The following is a 22,690-nucleotide window of genomic DNA, read 5'->3' on the forward strand; positions in this document are numbered from 1 at the left end:
CTATTACTGAATTATTAATTTTTTGTTAGTAGATTTTCCTCTTATATTAAATTTGATGATGTAAGAACCGCTATGTAATCTATTAACGTTAACACTAGATTTTTTACTATTTAAATTTTTATAAAGTACTTCTTGTCCTAAAATATTATAAACTCTCATATAATCATCCTCAGAAAATTGCCCTTCAATAAATAATTGTCCGTTTGTTACAGGATTGGGATAAATATTTACTGTTGACGTAAGCGGGTTATCTAAGGCTAGTACTTTGGCTTTGAAGATAATTTTGAATCTATTGTAATCTATGCTTTCATCAACACTTTGATCAACCGTAAAAGCGATAAAATTTTCTTGATTAGGTTGTAGCAGAATTTCAGAATCTAAATAAACATCTTTTAAATATGTATTTACATTATCAAAGGCAGGTACCTCTATACTTAAAGTGTAACTATTGCTTTTGTAATTGTTAACGAATAGTTGTAAAACCTCTTCTTCTATAGGTAAATCACGGTATTCAATACTTAAAAGTTTATTGCTGTTATTACGAGCCATATTTTCATTTAGGTTCCCAAATTTTGGAGCATCCTTTAAATTAACTCCATTATTTTCTCCATCTATAAAATTTATTTTAAGACCATCTGTTGAAATTCCATTGATAAATTGTTCTTGTGTATATAAGTTTACGCTAATTTGCTCTGGCATATTGTTGTATAAAAATACATTAGTAGATGAGTTTGTAGTAGCTTTATTGTTTTCTTCAAAACCTATAGATGCATTTCCATTCTCGGCGGTAGTCACAAAAAATGCCTGTCCTGGCTGCAAGTATTGATTAGCCTCAGAAGACGCTACATTAGATGAACCATCACTTAGATCTACAACTGCATAAGCACCTTCTTCGCTTAAATTTGGATCCCAAACGTAATAAAAGTTGGTATTTACATTATTTGTAGAAGTGTTGCTCATTACGGTATTCATATCTACAATAGCCTGGTAAGGGTTTCCTACTAAACTAAATTTATCTTTAACTGTATTAAGCGTACTGTTTACATAACTTCCAGTATGTAATATTCCTGTAGATTTTAAGGTAGTAATATTAGCTGGAGAGTTATTACTAGAAAGGTCTATAGTTCTATCTCCTCTAACAACGATGCGATAGCCTCTTCCCGTTTCTAAATTACTAGCAGTAGTATTGGTAATCGCTTGCCAAGGGTTTTGGCCACTAGTATAGGTATTATTAAATGTAAACATAGAAGGATTACCAGTAATAGTGGCATCAAAACCATTATCTCCTTGAACAGAACCTGTTATGTGCGTATCTTGCTGCCAAGAATTAGCAAAACTCTCTCCGCTTACGGGGCTACTTAATAAACGGAAAGCTCGACGCGCAGGAATATATCTTTGTATGCTAACATCACCACTTCCGTTAAGGTTACCATTAAATTCTTCTAATTGAGCAGTACCTTGTGCGTTACTCATAAAAATAATATTTCCATTATTTGTGATATCTCCAAGAACATTAACTATTCCTTCTATTTGTAATACGGCACCATTGGCTATAGTTAAGTTATTTAACTGCGTGTCTAGAGTAAAACTTGCTATACCATCTAAAATTTCAATATTATCTGTAGCTGTTGCTATACCGCTAGGATCTTCTGGAGACCAAGCACCTGCAGTATAAGTGTAGTTTGCAGATAAAGGATTAGAACAAGTAGCTTCGTGATTTCCTAAGTTACTAACATCGTTTTGATTTAAAACAATCCACTCTGACTCCAAAGTAGGAAAGCCACATCCTGTAGTAGTATTACTAGTAACACCTTGGCAAATTGTAGTTTTTCTAGTTAATGTTTTGTTTTCTGTGGAATGATTATTAGAACTCCATCTAGATCCAGGATCACAACCTACTTGTCCTATAATATCTATAATATTACCATTGTGTTTTAATACAATAGCATCGTCACCGTTAAAATTACATACTGAGCTTTCAAGCACATTTCCGTTATAAATTGTAGCATTGAAATTAGACAATACAATTACTTCATTGTTTGCTAATGATGGTGAGTTTTCATCTAAATCTTGTGTGTTATTTGGAGAAGATGATCCGTTACTATATAATTCGACAGTATATTCCGCTAGATTTACAGCTTCTCCCGTACCATTAAAAATTTCTAAATACTTATTATTACTAGACCCTTCGACATATTCTGAAAAGAACAAGTTTAGTGCTCCTTCTGGAGCTTCTGTAGTACTTATATTATTAATTAATGGTAAACTTGTATTATAATTTGGACCATTTAAACACTCCATATCATTATAAGAAAAGATATAGAAGTAGTAAACAGTAGACGGGTTTAAACTAGGTGCTGTAATAGTGGTGTTATTAGACGCTTCTATCACTATTGCATTACCTAAAATTTCGTTTGTAGAATACGTCACGCCGTTTATAGGCAATTGAGATAATGAGGAAGATTCACTTACTAATGCTAAATATTTATCTGCGGTAGTAGCAGTAAAGTCACCACTTATAGAACTACTTGAAACATTATTTAGAATAAGATTTGTTGCTTGATCACTAGGTGCTATGCAAGGTTCTGGAGCTGCAGGTGCAGTTACTTCTATGGTAAAACTATCTTCTGCAGCTGTATTGTATGCCGTAACATTTATAAAATAGGTGCTGCCAGATATAAGTTCTTCTGTAATCGTTTCTGTTAGGTTAGTAGTCGCAGAATTGTATATATCATCTGGGTTTGATAATGTTGGGCAAGAGTTATAGATATATAAATCGGCATCTCCAGAAAAGTTAGAAAGCGAAATGGTATAAGATTCGTTATAAGTAGGAGTAAAGCTGTACCATACATCATTCCCTTCATCAAAAGGATCTTCAAAGTTAGAATTTTCTAGAGTGCCTATCACCTCTCCCGTATTTACCGAAAGTGCGATTGCGTTTGCACATTCGTCATTTGTGGGTGGACTGGCTATTACTTTACCGTTTAAATTTAGAACTACATCGTTAGCACTTCCTCCAGAGATAGTGATAGCATCATTATATTCTGCAGTTGTTAATCCACTTTTAAGACGTGCATATAACGTAGTTGTGGTTCCATCGTAATTAGTTAAGGTTATGTTACTGCTGTAACCTGAAGTTTCAGTTTCTGAAATTTCAAAATTACTATTCGTGGGTAGGTTTAAGTTAACATTACTTCCGTCAAGGTTATTACCTGTGATTTCAAAAGATTGAGCTTGAGAAGGGCCGTTGTTTTCTATGTAAGTTAAATTGTTTATGGGGTTAGGGTTAACATTTATAACTGAAGTGTTAGAAACTCCTTCGGCTATTAATTTTAAATTTCGTAATCTAACACCTCGTCCTGAAATACTGTTATTAGAAATTTTTAAAACTACCGTGCTAGTAAGATTATTTAATGAAAAGGTACCTCCATCAATATAACTAGAACCAGTAGTTGTAGTTGAAGTTTCTGTTTGAGTATAAGTGACACCTCCATCATAAGAAATTTCTATTTTAGCTTTATTGTGACCTCCACTACCATAAGATGCTACATTTAAACTAAATTCTACAGAACTATAAGAGGAGAGGTTATAAGAAGCTGTAATGATATCATCACTAGGATTTCCTGCTTCTACTAACCAATAACTACCTTTATTTGTAGCTTGATTCCCGGCGTTCTGATTGAAAGTCCAGCCGGTAGGTTCTGATCCCCCACCACTTTCATTAAAAATTTCTGTTTGTCCCCAGCTTATTTGTGATAAAGAGAGTAAAAAACAAAATAATAATACTCTAAAATTAAAGTTTAGTAAATTTATATTCATAATAAGTTTGTTTTAAAAAGCTAAATTATGATTTATCTACAGAGGTTTTATTATCTAAGTTTAGGTTTTTGTTACCAAATTATTTATTTAAAGTTTATTAATGCGCTTTATCGATACTATGTGTTTTATGTCGGAATAATGAGGTGTAGATCCCCATTTTTAAGTTTTTGAACAGTATTAATTTGAGGTGAGAGAAGCTAAATCTTAATTAAAAAAAGTCTATCTAAATAATTTGTAGAATAAACATAATTAAAAGTTTTTACAGATAATAAATATAAATGTTAACTGTAGAAATGCTAACCAAAATATTTATAGGATGATTACCTCTCTAATATGATCCTTTTTAAAAATTAATTAATACTTTAAACCTTTTAGGAAAAGAAATGGTTTAAATTCTCAACTATAAGATTTTTAATAGGACCTAAGGTAAGTATTTTCCTTTTTCAGATGAAAAGAGTTTTTACCATCATTTATTCTGAATTTTACAGGAAGGGTTTTTCTCGCGTGAATATTTTGCATAAAAACCTCTAAATGTAAATGAGGTCCGGTGGACCATCCGGTATTTCCGCTATAAGCAATTATATCTCCTTTTTTTATTTTTTGTCCTTTAGAAACAGTGGCTCCTTTGTATTTAATATGTGCGTACTCTGCGAACGAACCATCGGCATGATAAATTACGATATAATTATTAAATCGGCTACAACTTGAAGTTGGACAAGATCTATTATTATTATCAACTACTTTTATTATAACACCATCTCTTATTGCTAGTATTTCAGATCCAATAGGCATATCAAAATCTAAAGCATTTTTATTTTGGTGTGAGAATTCTCCATTATAACCTTGTAAAATTGAATAAGATTTATTTGTGGGAAAAGGCAAATCATAATTAAAAGTAGATGAAGTCTCTTTCAAAAAATGGTTTCCAATTGTGTAGGTAGTTTCATAATTAAATCCATACGCTTTATGGTTTTGTATGAGTTCTAATTTAGTAACCTCAAACTTTTTGGTTTGCGCCGGAATAACAAAAATATTTACTTCTCCCTTGGATGATTTAAGATTTTTGAGATTAAAATTAAACTCTACCGAAACCGGGCACGACTCTTTATTGTCAGCATAAATAATATATCCATTTTCTACATTTAACTCATAAATTTTCAATTCAGTTTGACTAAAAGAAATAATATGAAAAAAGAGAAGCAAAAATAAAGGAGAAGAGCTTTTCATTTTTTTAAATAGATATTTAGATGAGTTAATTAGCTTTTTTTATAATTACTGACATAATGACAATCTTATTTTTAAATTTGTTTATGTTGTTTTTAACCAGTTTTTTAAAGCGTAATGATTAACCCATTAGTTTAATGTATTAATTGGGTTTTAAATTGTTTTTCGAATGCTAATAATCAGAAATAAAAAATTGTAAAAAGTAAAAATTAACGAAAATTTGTTTGCTTTAGGTTTCATTCTATGGCTAAATTCTTACGATTTGATTTATAATATTACACATTAAAAATTAAGAAACTACTTTTAAGCCTATAATACTAATGATTAAAGTGGTGATAAAAAATATTCTCCAAAAAGTAGCTGGCTCTTGAAAGTAAAATATTCCTAATAAAACAGTTCCTATAGCTCCAATTCCTGTCCAAGTAGCGTAAGCAGTTCCTATAGGTAAATGTTGAGTTACTTTAACTAATAAAATCATACTTATACTTAAGCAAATGATAAAAGAGCCATACCAAAATAAGGCTGCATTTCCACTTAATTCTTTTGCTTTCCCTAATGAAAACGCAAAACCTACTTCAAAAAGTCCGGCAACGATTAATAAAAACCAATTCATAACTAATCTTTTTTATCCTTTTTCTTTTCTTGTAACATCTTAATCTCGTCTCTCAATTGTGCTGCAGTCATAAAGTCTAACTCTTTTGCTGCTTTTTCCATTTCTTTACGCACTTTACGAATGCGATCTTCTAATTGGTTTTCTGTAAAATAAGTAACTTCTTCTTCAGCAGCTTGTAGAGTAGGAGCTTTTTCAAATTTATAAGGTTCTACTTTTTTACCTGCTAGAGCACTGTCTAATGACTTGTTAAGTGCTGTGGGGGTAATGTTATGTTTAGTATTATAATTAATTTGTTTAGTTCTTCTGTAGGCAGTTTCATCTATAGTTTGTTGCATACTATTGGTAATTTTATCGGCATACATGATTGCTTTTCCTTCTAAATGTCTTGCCGCTCGGCCAATGGTTTGCGTAAGTGAACGATTGCTTCTCAAAAAACCCTCTTTATCTGCATCTAGTATTGCGACTAAAGATACTTCAGGCAAATCTAAACCTTCTCGTAGTAAGTTAACACCTACCAAAACATCGAATATACCTTTACGTAAGTCGTGCATGATTTCTACCCGTTCCAAGGTATCAATATCACTGTGAATATAGCGACAGCGGATATCGATTCTGCTTAAATATTTGGTAAGTTCTTCTGCCATTCTCTTGGTAAGCGTAGTAACTAAGACACGTTGGTCTTTTTCTACACGAACTTGAATTTCTTCTATTAAATCATCAATCTGATTAAGACTAGGTCGAACTTCTATAATAGGATCTAATAGCCCTGTAGGTCTAATTACCTGTTCAACATAGACTCCATCAGTTTTATGGAGTTCATAATCTGCTGGGGTGGCACTAACGTATACAACTTGGTTTTGAAGCGCTTCAAACTCTTCTGCTTTTAAAGGTCGGTTATCCATTGCAGCGGGAAGTCTAAATCCGTATTCTACTAAGTTTTCTTTTCGGCTACGATCACCTCCGTACATCGCTCCTACTTGAGGAATGGTAACGTGACTTTCATCTACGATCATTAAATAATCGTCTGGAAAATAATCTAGTAAACAGAAAGGTCTAGTGCCAGGAAGCCTTCCGTCAAGGTATCGAGAGTAATTTTCAATACCTGAGCAATAACCTAATTCTCGAATCATTTCTAAATCAAAATTGGTGCGTTCTTCTAATCGTTTTGCTTCGAGTGGTTTTCCTGTATCTTTAAAAAATTCTACTTGTTTACCTAAATCTAAACTTATTTGATTGATAGCTCCATTTAATACATCTGGAGATGTCACGAACATATTGGCAGGATAGATATTTAAGCGATCGTATTTTTCTAGAATTTCGTTGGTTTTTACATCAAAAGCTTCAATTTCTTCAATTTCATCTCCAAAAAAATGAATTCTAAAAGCATCATCGGCATAACTAGGGAAAACATCTACCGTGTCTCCTTTAATTCTAAAATTCCCGTGGTGAAACTCTGCTTCTGTTCGCGCATATAAACTTTGAACCAAGCGATGTAAAAGTTTGGTTCTTGAAATTTCTTGATCTTTATGAATAGAAATCACATTCTTTTGAAACTCTACTGGGTTTCCTATACCATAAAGACAACTTACCGAAGCTACTACTAAAACATCTCGACGACCAGAAAGAAGTGAAGAGGTGGTGCTTAAACGCAACTTTTCAATCTCTTCATTGATAGATAGGTCTTTTTCTATATAAGTTCCAGAAGAAGGTATAAAAGCTTCGGGTTGGTAGTAATCATAATACGAAACAAAATACTCTACTGCATTGTTAGGAAAAAATGCTTTAAACTCTGAATATAACTGAGCTGCCAATGTTTTATTATGTGCCAAAACTAAGGTAGGTCGTTCTACTTGTTCTACCACATTGGCCATTGTAAAGGTCTTTCCCGAACCTGTAACTCCCAACAAAGTTTGGTAACGTTCATTAGAGTTAATACCTTCAACTAATTTTTTAATAGCCTGGGGTTGATCGCCCGTAGGTTTGTAGTTAGATTCTATATTGAATTTCATGGAATATCCAATTTAATTCCGTTAAACGGAAATCATGACATAAATAAAAGTGAGGATAAATTTACTTAAAACCTACCGCTTTAATGTGAAATGTGACTTAAAATTAGAACCATCTATAAGTTCTGCACTAAACCAATAATCATTTGAAGGTAAGTTTTTTCCGTTGTAGGTTCCGTTCCATGAATCGTAAGGAGAAAGTACTTGAAGAATTTTACCAAATCTGTCAAAAATAATGACTTTCTTTATTATTCTATTACCTCTATCGATACCTAGAAGTCTCCACGTATCATTATTCCCGTCTTGATTAGGGGTGAAAAATTTCATATAACCAATGACATAGATTTGCTTAGAGCTAATCCCACAACTGTTTTTATCTTTAACATAAATAGTGTGCTCACCAGGTTGAAGATTGAATATAGGAGATGTGTAATAGGGCCCGTATAAATTATCTATGGCATAGCTATAATTACCTGTTCCCGAAGCTAAAACTTCTACTTGATAACTACCAAATTCTCCTAGTAAATTATATGAAATAGTAGCTTTTTCTGAAGAAAAAACTGTTATAATGTTGGTGATAGTGCAAGAATAAGTTATACCGTTAATTTGTGTTTCTTGTGTTATATTAACTTCATAAGTCCCAATTTCAAAAACTTCAATTTCTGAAGTTGTTTCTCCATTTTCCCATAAGAAAGTATAATCATTAGAATCTCCAATTACCCCTGAATTTATCGATACTGAATTTTCTTCACTACAAAGATAAAAAGTAGTGTTTTCTTCAGCTTGTGGAGTAGGGGCTTGATCTAAAATTACTTCTACAATTCCTTGGCAACCTAAAGGTGTCTCAGCTCTGGCAAATATACTGGTAGGTAATTCTGAATTTAAAAGTTCTAAAGTATCTTCTAACGTGTTTTCTTGAGTTATGGCATTTTCCGCAGTAGCGAAAAATTCTACATAAAGATTACTCATTCCTATTTCATTCTCTATGAGTGGGATGGAATTGTTTAAACTAAAAACAATAGAGTTTTCATTACTACACTCTACATAACGAATTGGGTTGTATTGACCTGATGGAGTAGATAGAGTGATTTCTATAACTTTATAGCAACCTCTTTGCGTTTGGATACGCGCATAAATAATTTGATTTGGACTAGTATTTTGAAATGAAGCAGGATTAGGAATAGAATTTATTTCATTTTCTGCATCATTTGATGAAGTATAAAAACCCGATACTGTATAAAGAGAGTTATTATTAGTAAAAGTATTATTATTACTACTTAAATCATAAATACTTAAGCCGTCATTATTATCATCACACTCGCTAATTGTTCTATTGGTAATATTAGAGAAATTTGTATAAGTAACAAGAATATCGTCTTCTGCCGTACAACCATTACCATAATCTAAAACCACCTTATAAACTCCTGGTGTGGAAACAGTATATGTTGTTTCTGTTGGACCTGTGGTTAGTACAATTTCGTTACCATTATTATCAACTTCTAACCAAGTATAATTTTGTGGGATATTACCATTGTCAAAAACTTGCAGAGTAAAAGTTTCATTTTCACAAAGCGCATTTGCTCCTACTAGATCCTCTCCTAAATCTGCTCCAATATTAAAGCTTCCACCTTCTAAAAATACCGCAGAATCATAACGATAATTTTGTTCATCGGCAATAATTAATTTTATATGGTAAGTCGTATTTTGAGTTACAGCAGCAGTAGCTGTAAGCGCTTTGGTTTGGCCATTAAAATTAATAGGAACATTGACATCGTTAAACGAACCAAAATACTGCTCGTTTTCTGCATCACAACCACCAGGAATTTCAGGGTGAACTGTAGTGACTTGTACGGGAATATTAGTGCTCGGGACTACCGCAATATTGGTATAACTTCCCCCTTGTGGTTTAATTAAAAATGCAAAAACATCTGAGTAGATACACGTATTTGGGTCACCTTCTTGATATTCTTCGGAGGCAAAAATATATCTAAACTGCACTATATTAGCATTTGGAGTAAAATCAAACTCTAAAACAGTGGCATTGGTTGTGTTCGATACCCCTAAAACATTTTCTAAATCTTGATCACTTCCCCAACCAGAAGCATCATCATCACTTAGATTGTTATTAGGTCCAGGAACATTCGAAATTCTTCCAGTGCTCATTACAACTCCATTGTCAAAAGGAAAACTGGAGTTATTGCTTTCAAAATATCCGAAACTACTATCATTAGCCCCAAAGTTTCCCGAAACAGTATTAGTAACGTTAATATTTTCAATGCAACCACTATCTATCAAAATGTCTTCAATAAGTTCTTGTGGGGTATAATTATTATTCACTGTTATATTTTGTGCCTGTAGAGCAAAAGATATAACACTTATAAAAATAAAAAGAAAGTACTTCAATATTGTATTTTTTGGGAGTGCAAAAATACACAGTAAAGTTGATTTACATACGTTTATAATTATTTTTTAACAGTAATATAATCTACTTTAACAACTGTTTATCTATTTAAATAAACCCAACCTTTATAGGGGCCAAATTTTGGATCTTTGAGATTTAATAAATAAAAATAAGTTCCTGTCGGTAATTTTTTTCCAACATTATTTAAACCTTTATTACTGGTGCCATCCCAAGGATCTACGTTGTTATTACCTTTATAAATTAGACTTCCGTAGCGGTTAAATATTTGAAGTTCAAAATTTTCAAAAATATCATAGAGTCCTTTAATAAAAAAAGTATCATTGATGCCATCTCCGTTTGGGGAGAATCCTTCAGGAATAAATGGTTCACAATGTTCTGTAGAAACATTGAAAAAGTAAATTTGCTGACACTTATTTGGTAGATTACTATCTATTCTTACATAAATAGTTTGCGGATTTATGATATTACTAAATGATAAGGGTGAATTAATAGCATTTTCAAAATTGTTTGCATCTAAAAAATTTAAAAAATATCCTGAAATCCATTCATCTGAGGATAAAATAATTTGTTGTGAAATCTCACTTAAATCAAAATCATTGGAATCAAAACCAATATCACACTTTAAATCTCCATCGATCTCTGTAACCTCAATATCTTCAACTGAAAGAATAAAAGATGTAATATCCATGCAATCTTCAAAATTTGAATTAGTTAGAGATGCATAAATGGTTTGTGGATTATTGGTATTTTCAAAAAAACCAGGATTCATAACAGGATTCGTACCATTATATGCGTCGGTTTGAGTGGAGTAGTAATTAATATTAATATTTTGTTGATTATTTATGATTAGACTGTTATTTTGGGTTAGGTCAAAAGTAGCTAAACCGTCAATTTCATTAGAATCGCACACAAAAAGGTCTTCAGGGTTTCCAGCTATCGGTAAATCATGTATGATTAAGAAAAAGGAATCAATTTCATAGCAATCTGGATCTGTTAAAGATTGGATTTTGATAAATATTTCTTGAGGATTCTGAGTGTTTTGATATTCAGTTGTGTTGAGTATTGGGTCGTTATCATTTTCTGCATCATTTAGCGATAAGAAATAATTTACAATTGAATTGGTCTGGTTACCTAAAGCTAAGGCCGTGTTAGTTGTGAAATCAAAAGATTCGATGTTATCGTTGCTTGCGTCGTCGCAAATTTCAATATTTAAAGGAGGAGAAGCAATACCAATATATATTAAATGTGCGGAAACAGAGGTTATATTGTTATTTGGATTAAGCTCTGAAATTATAGTATTACCCTGATTGTTTAAATTAGTTCTTACTTCTAGATTAAAATTTTCAGGAATTGAAGAGGGAATAGTTAAACTAATTTGAAAATTATCGAACTCTCCAACAGGGATGATATTCGGGGTGAACACTTCATCTAATAATAAATTGTTAGCAAAGAAGGTAACAGAGATTCCACTAGGTAACACATCTGTTCCGTTAAAATTGTCAATGCTATAATCTACTAGAATTTCTCTTGAGTTACAAGTAATTGTAGTTTCATCTATATTTACTGCAGGGTCTGGTAAGGTGCTATTAAATACGGTAACAACACTATTTACCATTACATAGTCTGCTGAAGATGTTAATTCAATCGTAGCAAAAGTATCTCCAATGTTGATGAAGCTTTCTACCCCGTATACATCAAGATCCATGTTATATAGATCTGTCGCTCCTGTGAAACTGTTGGTGCCATTGAAAGCATTATCTGCAGGGTTAAGCGAATTGCTTAATACATTTCCGTTAATCCTCAATTCTTCATTATCGGCTAAAGAAGCATCACCTTCCCAGGCTAGAAAACCAATTTTAGCCCCTTCAGTATCAATTACATTTAAATTATCTAATTGAAAGTCTATACTATTGTTCTGAAAATTTCCTACTAACTCAAAACCATCATATAAGTTAATTTGATTGAGGGGAAGTGATAAATCTTTATAAACAATTATAATACTCCAGCCTCCAAAATTTACCCCATTATTACAATGAGATGGGTTTATAAAGTCTTCCAAATCTAATTCATCAATGGTATAATTTGTATTTCCTTGACTTTCTACAATTGTAGTAATATTAGCGAATGCAGCAAAAAAGTCTAAACCATTAACAATTAAACTAAACTCTCTTTGAGAAGTAACAATTTGATTGTTAACCAAAATTTCAAAATCTCCAGTACCAGAACCAGCCCAATAAATATAAGCAGCTTCTATCTCTTGTCCAGGATTCAGGGAAAGTGTAGCTGAAGAGCTTGTTAATATTTCACAATCTGAATTTACTTCATTTTCTTCAATATTTAATGTATTTCCAATGGCTGTATAATCATACTGACCATTAAATTGTGTGTATAACTCAATGTTTTGACTATTAGCTGAATAAAAAAAGAATGTAATAAAAAAGAATAGTAATGGTTTTTTCATAGGGAAGAATTTACTTCCCTAAAGATAGCATTTTTTTTAAGTTATCTTATTAGCGAGAAATTACCTGTAAAAACCTGTCCGTCTTCTAAAATAACCTTGTACCAATAATCGTTAGAAGGCATATTTTTTCCATTATAGCGGCCATCCCAACCTAGTGAATTTCCTTTAAGACCCGCTAAAAGTTTACCAAAGCGATCATAAATATAAATTTTAGCGTTTGATAAATTACTTTCATATTTTCCTAAAATCGTCCAGCGGTCATTGAACCCATCTTGATTTGGAGTAAAAAACTTCATTATGTTTTTAACACCTACTGTTTTTTTTGAAATACCGCAACCATTGATATCTCTTACATAAATACTGTAAATACCAGGTTTTAACCCATCAAAATGAGGTTCGGGTTGATATGGTCCTAAGCTATTATTTAACGCATATTCATAGCTTCCAACCGAATTTTCATTTAAGAGTATGTTTAAACTATTATTTTCAGAAAAATCATTAACCTTAACCTCAAAACTAGCTTTGTTAGATGCTTTTATAGTAATATTTCTTGTTTGGCTGCAGCCGAATTGATCTGTAACTGTTACACTATGAGTAGTGATTTCATTAGTTTCAATGGTTTCGCTAGTTTTTCCACTTGGGCTCCATAAATAAGTATAGTTACTAGTTAAATTGGAGGGAATACCAGAATTCAATTCTATTTTTTGCGGTAGGTCTTCTAGGCAATAAATTATTTCAGGTATATCTTCTCCAATAGGAATAGGTTCATAGACTTCTAAATTCACTTTTAAAATGTCATTACAACCTAAAGAAGTGTCTATTCGTAAATAAAGTGTTTGATTAAAAGGGTTTTCATTTTCAAACGAATTTTGATTCTCTATAGGATTGACTTGCGAAACTGCATTTTCTATGCTTGTATAAAAAATTCCGTTAAGGTTTTGATTGTTGTTAATTGCATTATCTTCAATTTCAGATAAATTAAAAATTTCGATACCTGAATCATTTGTAGGACAAAGACTTTTAGTGATTTCTGTATTTTGTATAATTACAACCTCTAATTCTACTGTTGCTATTTTTGAACATCCTGTTTGATTGTCAAATACTTTTACATATAGAATTTGAGGATTTGATGTGTTTTGATAATTGGTAATGTTATTAATAGCATTATTTTCATTTTCTGCTTCAGGAAAAGTTTCGAAAAATGAAGCTTCTATATTGGAAGAGGTTTCTATATCTGGATTTACCTTGCTATAAATACTTTCTAAGTTGAATAATGAAGTAGGTTGTGAGTTTAAAGAACAGTTTAAATATTCTACATTATTTGCGGTAGGAAAATCATTATATATTATCGTAGCAATACCTTTAAAAGGGCATTCTCCATTATTAGGTTCGATCTCTAATTTATAGGTGTTTGAATAGGGTAGTGTTTGAGTAGTATCAAAACTAGTATCTAAAGTATTGTCAACTTCTCCGGGAATTAATTGACCATCTTTATACCAAGAATAAGTTGCTCCGGGTATATTTTGATAGGATAAACTATAATTCTCTTGTGGACAAAGTTTAAGTTCTGTAACTATATTTTCATCATCTCCATCTATGATGTTTATCGTATTGAGAAAGAAAGACTGGATAAACGGTGGTAAACCAAATGTAGAGCTATTTCCGTTAAGGCTAATTGCTCCGTTTGTAGTAGATTGAGAATAGTCAACATTGGCAGCATCAGCTTCTGGATTATTGATTACCGCTAGAACATTACTGCCGATTATAGATTTGTAAATTTTTCCATTTGAAGCTAATTGTAATGCGGTTGCAGATGATCCAGTTGCTCCAGGAATAGACTGAATACTGTTAGGAATATCATTACTTTCTAAATCCCATTGGTATAGATTGAGTGTGTTTTGTTGAGTAGTTGTTGCATAAGCCTTTTTGGTGTTCATCGAAAACTCAACCCCATAAGCGTTAACATTTTCTATTAAAGCAGTACTGTTTGAAACGGTTCCTGTGATAGGATCAAAATCAGACAAATAAACACCACCGTCATCCCAATCTTCATTTCCATTTTGGTTAAATGTCCTAGTATTATGGGCTATTAGTATTTTTTCTCCATTTGGAGATGCTTTCATATAGCCTAAAGCACTGCGTCTGTAGGAGGCTATTGGTATATTAGGACCGGTTTGAGAAATGATAGGAGTAGTGTCAACACCAGAAGCATCTATCTTAAAAGCATAAAATTTATCAATAAAGTGCGTCATTAACCAGATAGAATTACAATCTGCACCCTTAACAGCTGTAATTTTTTCTGAACACTTATATTTTATTTCTTCAGCATCACTGGGGTCATAAGTGATCAATGGCATATTTTTTTCCGTGGCAACAATATCACCTAAACCGCCATTAAGGTTCATATCTACCAACGAATAATTAAGACCATTATTAAAGCCATCATCATCTTGCGGAATGGTTCCATTAATATCGGTATAAGTAGGAATAGAGTTTCCACTGGCATCTGCTGGTCCTTGATTAGGGTAGGCATTGGCATTTTCATGATGAGGTTCATCTACTGTGAAAATGTAATACAAATCATCATTGGTAGGGTGAGGAACGATAAGACCGCTAGAAGTACTGGAAGGATCACCTAATAATCCTGAACCACCAAAATAATTGGCATTTGCCATAATTTGGTGGTTTCTATTCCATACTGTTCTACCATCGGTATAAAAAAGTAGCTGACCATTTTCGTTAGAGATGGAGGAACAGCCTTCATTGGTATTCACTTGTCCGTTATTTAAAGCGGAAGGAGGAGACGTGTTAAAATTAACACCTGCATTGTTTCCAAAGTACCAAGTGTTGGCTTCTCCTTGTGCGTAAACTCCAATAGAGAATAGAACAAGAAAGAGATTCAATAAAGATTTCATGGAGCAATTTTCCCCAAAAATAATACTTTTAATTATAAATCTCTCTTTTTAAGCAGTGTAAGTGAACCCCATATAAATATGGCTGTCCAGCCTAAAACAATGATAACTTGATACCAGTGTACCGCATAATCAAACGCAACATCAGTTTGAAGTTGATTGGCAGCAGATTGTATAATATTTAATCGAGTAAAAGGTTGCTTTACCAAATTAGCCATAGATTCTAATGGTAAAAATTGAGAAATATATTCGGTAGTTACGGCATCTTTTAATATAAGAAAACGTAGAACGCCTATAATAATACTTTCAAAAATCCACCAAACAAATAGAAATCCTAATGCAAAAGCAGATCGTTTTACCAAAACGCCTAAAAATAAACAAAAACTAAAAAAGCCTAAAAGCTTAACGAAGTATGCCAGTAAGTATTCTAAATCAGAAAAAATAATCCCAATTTCAGTATAATCAGAAAAAATTAAACCTAAGATTAATGAGACTATAAATATAAAAACAGTGGAAATGAGTGAAAATGAAGCAACAACATAAAATTTAGATAGAATAAATTCCTTTTTACTTAAACCATCGATTAAATTTTGCTTAAGAGTACGATTACTATATTCATTAGAAATAAGAGAAACTATAACTATAGCTAAGAAAATTTTTAATAACGCTGCGCAATACGTGTTAAAGTGCCAAATGTAAGGGAAATTAAAAATTCCTTGATCGGCAATATGAATTTCTGCACCAAATAAATTAAATTTAATAGAGGCGATGAGAGCGATCAAGGTAAATAAGCCAAAATAAATAATAGATAATACTTTAGCAGATCTACTGTAGCGTAATTTTTGGAATTCTATTGTGAGTAATCGTAACATCTAGGCGCTTTTTTGATTGGTTAATTGTAAGAATTGCTGTTCTAAGCTCTCTCTTTTCTTTACTAAATGAGAAAGAATAATTCCTTTATCTATAAGTATTTTATGAAGCTCTTCGGCCTCCATAGGTTTAGTTAGAATAGCTGTAAAAAAATCATCTTCTTGATTTTTCTTTACGGAATCGAATAAATTAGTTTCCGTTAAGGCATTTTTTAGAACCTCCATATTACTACTTCTCAATTCAAAGAAACCATGATTTGCATTTAATTGATCAACAGGACCAGCGTAGAGCTTAACTCCCTTTCTAATTATAACTACATGATTACAAACTTTTTCTACTTCGTCTAGTAAATGTGAAGCCAATAGTATGGTAGTTCCTGTAGAGGCAATTTTTCTTATAATCTCTCTTATTTGATGAATTCCTTGTGGATCTAATCCATTAGTTGGTTCATCTAAAATAAGAATTTCAGGGTCATTAAGTAAGGCAGAAGCAATAGCTAAACGCTGTTTCATACCCAATGAAAAGGTTTGAAACTTACTGTTTTTTCGATCTAATAATCCAACAATTTCTAGCTTTTCCTCGATTTTAGCATCGGTCACATTTTTTATCTTGCATACCAAATCTAAATTTTGGGCTGCTGTCATATAAGGGTAAAAATTTGGTCTTTCTATAATGGCACCAACTTTTTTTAAGGCTTCGTGAGTGGTATCATTTCCATCAAACCAATGAAAATCTCCGCTGGTTTTATTAACCACATTTAAAACCATTCCTAGGGTGGTAGATTTACCACTACCGTTAGGGCCTAAAATTCCGTAGACATTTCCTTTCTCAATGGTAAAAGATAAATTATCTACGGCAGTAATGGGGCCAAATTTTTTTGTGAGGTTGTTAATCGTAAGAATTGTTTTCAAAATAAGATCGATTTTCTAATACGACGTCTAAGTTAACGTTTTGTTACAGTGATTTTACAAAATAGAATGCTATTTTTGAAAAAACCGAAAATCAATGGATGAGAAGTTGATGTCAAAAAAAAAGCCTAGTTTTCCTATAAATGAAAGGCTTAGCAAATATTTGATCAAGCACAATCGAAATACAAAAATCCCAGTTTTCTATGAGGATTTACTTAGGTTTTCGGGTTCGATCGTGGTTTACGATCAACATGATGAAGACACACTTTGGGTACGTTGTTATTATCCAGATCATGAACGCACCGAAATTGACAATAGTCTTAAGCGAGTATATACTATTCTACACTCTGATGGTAGTGATGATTCTTTTGAATTTTTAAATGTAGATGCCATTGATTATTGCACATTTGGAAATTCTAAACCTTTTCGCGTTAAGGTGAGAAATATTTTAAATGATAGTTACACTTACTTTTATGTAAAAAAAGCAGATGCCTCTAGAATCTACGGATTAGAGTTTGAACATATTCTTTCCCCGCACCGTATTAACTTTCTTATTTATAAGGAAACTCTTATAGAAGAACACATTGCTGGAATACCAGGTGACGTTTTTATAGAGGAAAAACTACAAGAGTGCGATGAGCGAGAAAAAACCCAAATCGCTAAGCAGTTTGTAAAATTTAACGAGCGCTGTACCTTACGTTTATTGGGAGACATGCGATCATATAATTATGTTGTGATTCCTACACACGATTTTGATCATGTTGCTTACCAAATAAGAGCCATAGATTTTGATCAACAATGTTATGAGGGTAAATTAAAAGTGTACCGACCACAATTTTTTAAAGAGAATTATGAAATGGTAATGCTTGTTGCTAATAAACTAGAGCAAAGCTCGATTGAGCAATACCGAAGAGAAGAACGCTCTCAAGTAGCTAAAAGATTAATTACCTCTCAAAAAAGATATAAAGAATTGATTCGTTGTATGACGCAAGATTCTATTTCTACCGATAAAAATGTAAAAAGACTTAAAGCCGATTTGGTTGAATTCTCTAAAGATGTAAAATTTAGACGAGCGAAAACTATGGGACATATATTAAAAACTGCTTTAGATTTTGTAAAACGTAATTATGTAGATACCAATACGAAAGAAATTATGGAGTTTTAATTTTCTGTAGTTTTAAAGCAAAAAAAAGGCAGCGATATAAATTATATTGCTGCCTTTTTTTTATATAAAATAAGATTAGTTTTTTTCTTCTTTGTTGAAGTATACAAGGTAATAGTACATTTGTTTTTCTTCATCCCAACCTTTTTCAATAAATTTTTCAGCGCTTTCAGGATTAATAAAATCTAACTTAATTTGCATGTTAGTATCTAAATTAATCACACTTTTAATTTTCTTTCTCGCAGAAGTTACTGCAGTATTAGAAACAGGAAACTCGGTTAAATCTTCAATCTTATATTTAGGAGCTTTCTCGGTTTTATAATTTTGAAATTCAGGAATCAAGTCTGGGTTTTCCATAACTTCGTTTAAGAAATTATTTTCTTGAAAGTTATCATTTTTAGCAAAATGATTTACTGCGCGGTTCATAAACATTACCTCTTGTTGTTTATCTTCTGCAGGTAAAACCACATCTTTAGCAAAATCCTGACAAAATTTTAAATACTTTTTAGTATAGAAATTTTCATCTGCAAATACATCTACTCCCAAAAATTGCTCCAACCAATATTTAGTATCGTAGCGGTTAGAATCTATAGAAAGCACCTTGTAACCCTCTTCTTTATTTTTGTTGAAAATAATAGCTCCTTTATCTAGCTTATTTAAATTCACACCTTGTTGTAAAATAGCTTCCAAGTTTTCAGACTTTTCTTCAAACTGAAGAAAATCGTGCTTTAACTCAGATTTAAAAATACCCACGGCGTCAACTTTCTCGTTATCCAAAAGCATATTTTCAAAATATACCACGTATAATTCTCCGTTTTTAATGTGTGGATGTTTTCCTTCGTTAAAAAGCAACTGCGCTATTTTCTTCGAATTTTCATGAACGGTCCTGGGATCATTAAAAATTTCTGAACAAGTATTGTATAAATCATGAAACTCCAAATCGGTTTCGTGTACAAATTGATAGTAATTCTCTTCCTTTTCTCTAAATGACTTCAAAAAATACTCTTTCAATAAAGAGTTAAGCTCGTCACTTATTACTAACGGAGACTGGGAAAGAAAAATCCCTTCATTTCTAGCTTTATTCCCCACGCGGTGAATAGAAAGCGACTCAATTTGAGCATTATATACGTTAATCATAGTGTTCTGTAAATTGAAATATTAATACTTTGGGCATTACCCTGCGGGTCGGGCTATTCGCTATATCTTTTTTAACAGCTTAGTGCTTCGCATAAGCAGTTAAAAAAGGATGCCGCTAATATCCCTAACGCAAAAAAATAGAGATTGATTTAATTCCAGTTTTCATCAAAATCGAAATCATCTAAACTCTCAAAACCATCTCCCTGACTATACAAATCTTCATCTTCTTCTGCATAAGGATCATCTTCGGCTTCAAAATTTTTATCTGGAGGACTATCAGGTAACTGCCCTTGAACATACATAAGATTCGGGTAATCTCTACCATCTTCTGGTTCTGTGATATCGGCCAACTCCACATAGAATGTCCACATACTTAAAAAGTCATACACATAAATGAGCTTGGTTTCTTTTTGAGAAACTACTGTATCTAATGCAGTTTCATTCATCATACGAACAGGGTTATGACCTTCGCTCATATCAAAAAGAACAATTTCTTCACCTTGATTCCACTCCTCATCACTTGTATAAAAGGAAGCCATTTCGGTTCCATCAAAACCAAAGGCCTGTGTAATCGCATTGTGTAAATCTTCTAAAGTATCGTTTTCTTCAATCTCGATATCTCTAAAAACATCATCTAACGTATCTAATACGATTCGAAATTTATAAATCATCATCTTTCAAAAATTTGGATTGCAAAGTTAGCTATTTTTTGTCTGAATTTCGGCTTTCTTGCTTTGCAATAAAAGGTAAAATTGAAGTCCAAATAGTACACTTGCAATAACCAAATGTGCAGCTTGAGTAGCAAACGGAAAATCAAAATAATACATCGCAATTCCCGTAAAAACTTCAAGAATAATAAGCAGCATCACCCAGTGGGTAAGAGAGTAGCCTAAATGCTGTTTTTTGTTTTTCCACCAAATAAACACATTTAATAAAAAGACTAAAACAGAAAAACTTCTATGAGCATAAAATTGAAAGTTTGGATTTTCTAACCATAGGTGCTTTTCGTAGCCTATATCTTTAATTTGCATATCCACAAACTGTCTAACCTCGGTACCTAAAACCACTTGAATAAGAGTTAGTACAATAGAAAGTATAAGTAAATTTTTAAATAAGAGATTATAGCTAAAATTTACTTTTTTAGGGCTAGCTAGGTGTAAAATATAAAGTATCAAGGCTACAATAATCAAAGCCACAACCATGTGTATCGTGATTCTTACCGGAGCCAACACTGAATATACCACCGTTGCGCCTAGCCAAGCTTGAAACCCCATTAAGAATGTAGTAAACCAAGAAAGTAAGGTTATTCTTCTATTTTTTTTCCATTTCCAAATAGATAAAATAGCCATTAAAAGAACGGCAAGCCCTGCAAGAGCTCCAAAAAGTCTATTAATATATTCTACCCAAGTGTGAGTAGGATTAAAAACGGCATAATCATGTTTGGTATAAAGTTCCCAATTACTTTTATTAAACTTTTTAGAAGATGTAAATTCAGATTTAGAGACTTGTAAAGTTTCGTCTACTATAATTACTTGCCCTTTGTGAAAATTTTGCTCTGGATGCCATTCTAATTGAGCACGTTCTGTAGGAGGTATAAAATGACCAAAACATTTAGGCCAATCGGGGCAACCCATTCCGCTTCCAGTCATTCTCACCACTGCTCCTGCGATGATGACTAGATAAACTAAAATAAGAGATATTTTAACAACTTTTCTAAACATTTTTGGTCTCATTAGTGGTTAATCCTAGTTGCGTGCCTTTTTCAATCATGAACGCTTTAGCAGCTTCATATTCATTCGGAATTTCACCATCTAAAATAGCTTCTTTTATCGCGCTTTTAATAATGCCTATTTCTTTAGAAGGTTGAATATTAAAGGTCTTCATAATCTCTTCACCTGAAACGGGTGGCTGGAAATTACGAACATGATCTCTTTCTTCTACTTCCTTAAGCTTTTGCCTTACTACTTTAAAATTGTTATGGTATTTTTTGTAACGTTTCGGATTTTTAGTAGTAATATCTGCCTCACAAAGCGTCATGAGACTTTCAATAGATTCTCCAGCATCAAAAATCAATCTTCTCACGGCAGAGTCGGTTACATGATCTTCTGCGATAACAATAGGACGTGAGCTCATGAAAACCATTTTTTGAACGAATTTCATTTTTTCATTCAAGGGCATTTTTAATCTTTTGAAAAGAGAGAATACCATTTTGGCTCCTACAAATTCGTGACCATGAAATGTCCAGCCAATTTTTTTGTGAAACTTTTTTGTGGGTGCTTTACCAATATCGTGTAGTAGTGCCGCCCAACGTAACCAAACGTCGTCTGTATTTTTAGCAATATTATCTACAACTTCTAAGGTGTGCCAAAAATTATCTTTGTGTCGTTGTCCTTCTTTTTCATCAATACCTTGTAAAGCCGATAATTCTGGCAATATAATGGGGAGTAATTTTGTCTTTCTAAGTAATCCAAATCCTATAGAAGGAGTAGGGGACGATAAAATTTTATTGAGCTCATCTACTACACGTTCTTTAGAAATAATTTTAATGCGTTTGTGGTGAGTAGTAATGGCATCTAATGATTTTTCTTCTATTTTAAAACCCAACTGAGAGGCAAACCTAATGGCACGCATCATTCGTAATGGATCATCTGAATAGGTTACACCTGGTTCTAGAGGTGTTTTGATGATTTGATTTTTTAAATCATTTAATCCGTTAAACGGATCTAATAATTTCCCAAAACTACTTTTGTTTAACTGAAGCGCTAGAGCATTAATGGTAAAATCTCTTCGGTTTTGATCGTCTTCCAATGAACCCGATTCTACTTCGGGATTTCGACTATCTTCGGTGTAAGATTCTTTACGTGCTCCAACAAATTCAATCTCCAAATCAAACGCTCTAAGCATGGCGGTACCGTAGGTTTTAAATACTTGTACCTTGGGTTGATGAGGCAATAGTTTTGCTACTTCTTCCGCTAAGGCTATTCCGCTACCTACAGCAACTACATCTATATCTTTGGCATCACCTCTTTGTAAAAAATAATCTCTAACGAACCCGCCAATTGCATAGGTTTCTAGAGAGAGATTATCTGCTGCTTGGGTTATATATTCAAAAACTTTATGTGATAATGCTTCTTTATACGTTTTCTCTTCGGGCAT

The 22,690-nt window shown here is 32.5% G+C and carries 14 protein-coding genes; 1 reads left to right on the forward strand and 13 read right to left on the reverse strand.

Features of this window, described 5'->3' with window-relative positions:
* Nucleotides 1-3 precede the first annotated feature (3 nt).
* The 9 genes from LX95_RS07890 to LX95_RS07930 all read right to left on the reverse strand — a co-directional run bounded on the left by LX95_RS07890 (nt 4) and on the right by LX95_RS07930 (nt 17,238).
* On the reverse strand, nt 4-3,819 hold the full coding sequence (locus tag LX95_RS07890) for a T9SS type A sorting domain-containing protein (RefSeq protein WP_111540905.1): 3,816 nt from the start codon (nt 3,817-3,819) through the stop codon (nt 4-6).
* 411 nt (nt 3,820-4,230) lie between these two features.
* Nucleotides 4,231-5,046: a M23 family metallopeptidase gene (locus LX95_RS14805; protein ID WP_111540906.1), complete on the reverse strand. Its 816-nt coding sequence runs from the start codon at nt 5,044-5,046 to the stop codon at nt 4,231-4,233.
* Between the two features lie 286 nt (nt 5,047-5,332).
* Complete coding sequence (locus LX95_RS07900; protein ID WP_111540907.1) at nt 5,333-5,656, reverse strand: DMT family transporter; 324 nt, start codon at nt 5,654-5,656, stop codon at nt 5,333-5,335.
* Nucleotides 5,657-5,658: 2 nt separating this feature from the next.
* Nucleotides 5,659-7,665: an excinuclease ABC subunit UvrB gene (uvrB, locus tag LX95_RS07905; protein WP_111540908.1), complete on the reverse strand. Its 2,007-nt coding sequence runs from the start codon at nt 7,663-7,665 to the stop codon at nt 5,659-5,661.
* A gap of 72 nt (nt 7,666-7,737) precedes the next feature.
* Entirely contained in the window at nt 7,738-9,999 is a 2,262-nt protein-coding gene (locus LX95_RS07910; protein ID WP_146240765.1) for a T9SS type B sorting domain-containing protein, read from the reverse strand.
* Between the two features lie 164 nt (nt 10,000-10,163).
* Complete coding sequence (locus LX95_RS07915) at nt 10,164-12,545, reverse strand: gliding motility-associated C-terminal domain-containing protein (RefSeq protein ID WP_111540910.1); 2,382 nt, start codon at nt 12,543-12,545, stop codon at nt 10,164-10,166.
* Between the two features lie 41 nt (nt 12,546-12,586).
* The gene (locus LX95_RS07920) at nt 12,587-15,460 is read right to left on the reverse strand and encodes a T9SS type B sorting domain-containing protein (protein WP_111540911.1); all 2,874 of its coding nucleotides are present in this window, start codon (nt 15,458-15,460) and stop codon (nt 12,587-12,589) included.
* A gap of 32 nt (nt 15,461-15,492) precedes the next feature.
* Entirely contained in the window at nt 15,493-16,329 is an 837-nt protein-coding gene (locus tag LX95_RS07925; protein WP_111540912.1) for an ABC transporter permease, read from the reverse strand.
* The gene (locus tag LX95_RS07930) at nt 16,330-17,238 is read right to left on the reverse strand and encodes an ABC transporter ATP-binding protein (RefSeq protein ID WP_111540913.1); all 909 of its coding nucleotides are present in this window, start codon (nt 17,236-17,238) and stop codon (nt 16,330-16,332) included.
* A gap of 94 nt (nt 17,239-17,332) precedes the next feature.
* On the opposite strand from LX95_RS07930, the gene LX95_RS07935 reads away from it, so the two are divergent.
* The gene (locus LX95_RS07935) at nt 17,333-18,400 is read left to right on the forward strand and encodes a hypothetical protein (protein WP_111540914.1); all 1,068 of its coding nucleotides are present in this window, start codon (nt 17,333-17,335) and stop codon (nt 18,398-18,400) included.
* A 75-nt stretch (nt 18,401-18,475) separates the two neighbouring features.
* Here the strand turns inward: LX95_RS07935 and LX95_RS07940 are convergent, their stop codons facing one another.
* From LX95_RS07940 to LX95_RS07955, 4 genes are all read right to left on the reverse strand, one after another.
* Nucleotides 18,476-19,534 carry a nucleoid-associated protein gene (locus LX95_RS07940; protein ID WP_111540915.1) on the reverse strand — a complete coding sequence of 353 codons (1,059 nt, stop codon included), beginning with the start codon at nt 19,532-19,534 and terminating at the stop codon, nt 18,476-18,478.
* Nucleotides 19,535-19,683: 149 nt separating this feature from the next.
* Entirely contained in the window at nt 19,684-20,205 is a 522-nt protein-coding gene (locus tag LX95_RS07945; RefSeq protein ID WP_111541153.1) for an IS1096 element passenger TnpR family protein, read from the reverse strand.
* Nucleotides 20,206-20,232: 27 nt separating this feature from the next.
* Complete coding sequence (locus LX95_RS07950) at nt 20,233-21,255, reverse strand: COX15/CtaA family protein (protein WP_111541154.1); 1,023 nt, start codon at nt 21,253-21,255, stop codon at nt 20,233-20,235.
* The gene (locus LX95_RS07955; protein WP_111540916.1) at nt 21,248-22,690 is read right to left on the reverse strand and encodes a CCA tRNA nucleotidyltransferase; all 1,443 of its coding nucleotides are present in this window, start codon (nt 22,688-22,690) and stop codon (nt 21,248-21,250) included. The genes LX95_RS07950 and LX95_RS07955 overlap by 8 nt, the downstream gene beginning before the upstream one ends.

The sequence above is a fragment of the Mesonia algae genome, from assembly GCF_003253545.1.
In the GTDB taxonomy this organism is placed as follows: Bacteria; Bacteroidota; Bacteroidia; order Flavobacteriales; family Flavobacteriaceae; genus Mesonia; species Mesonia algae.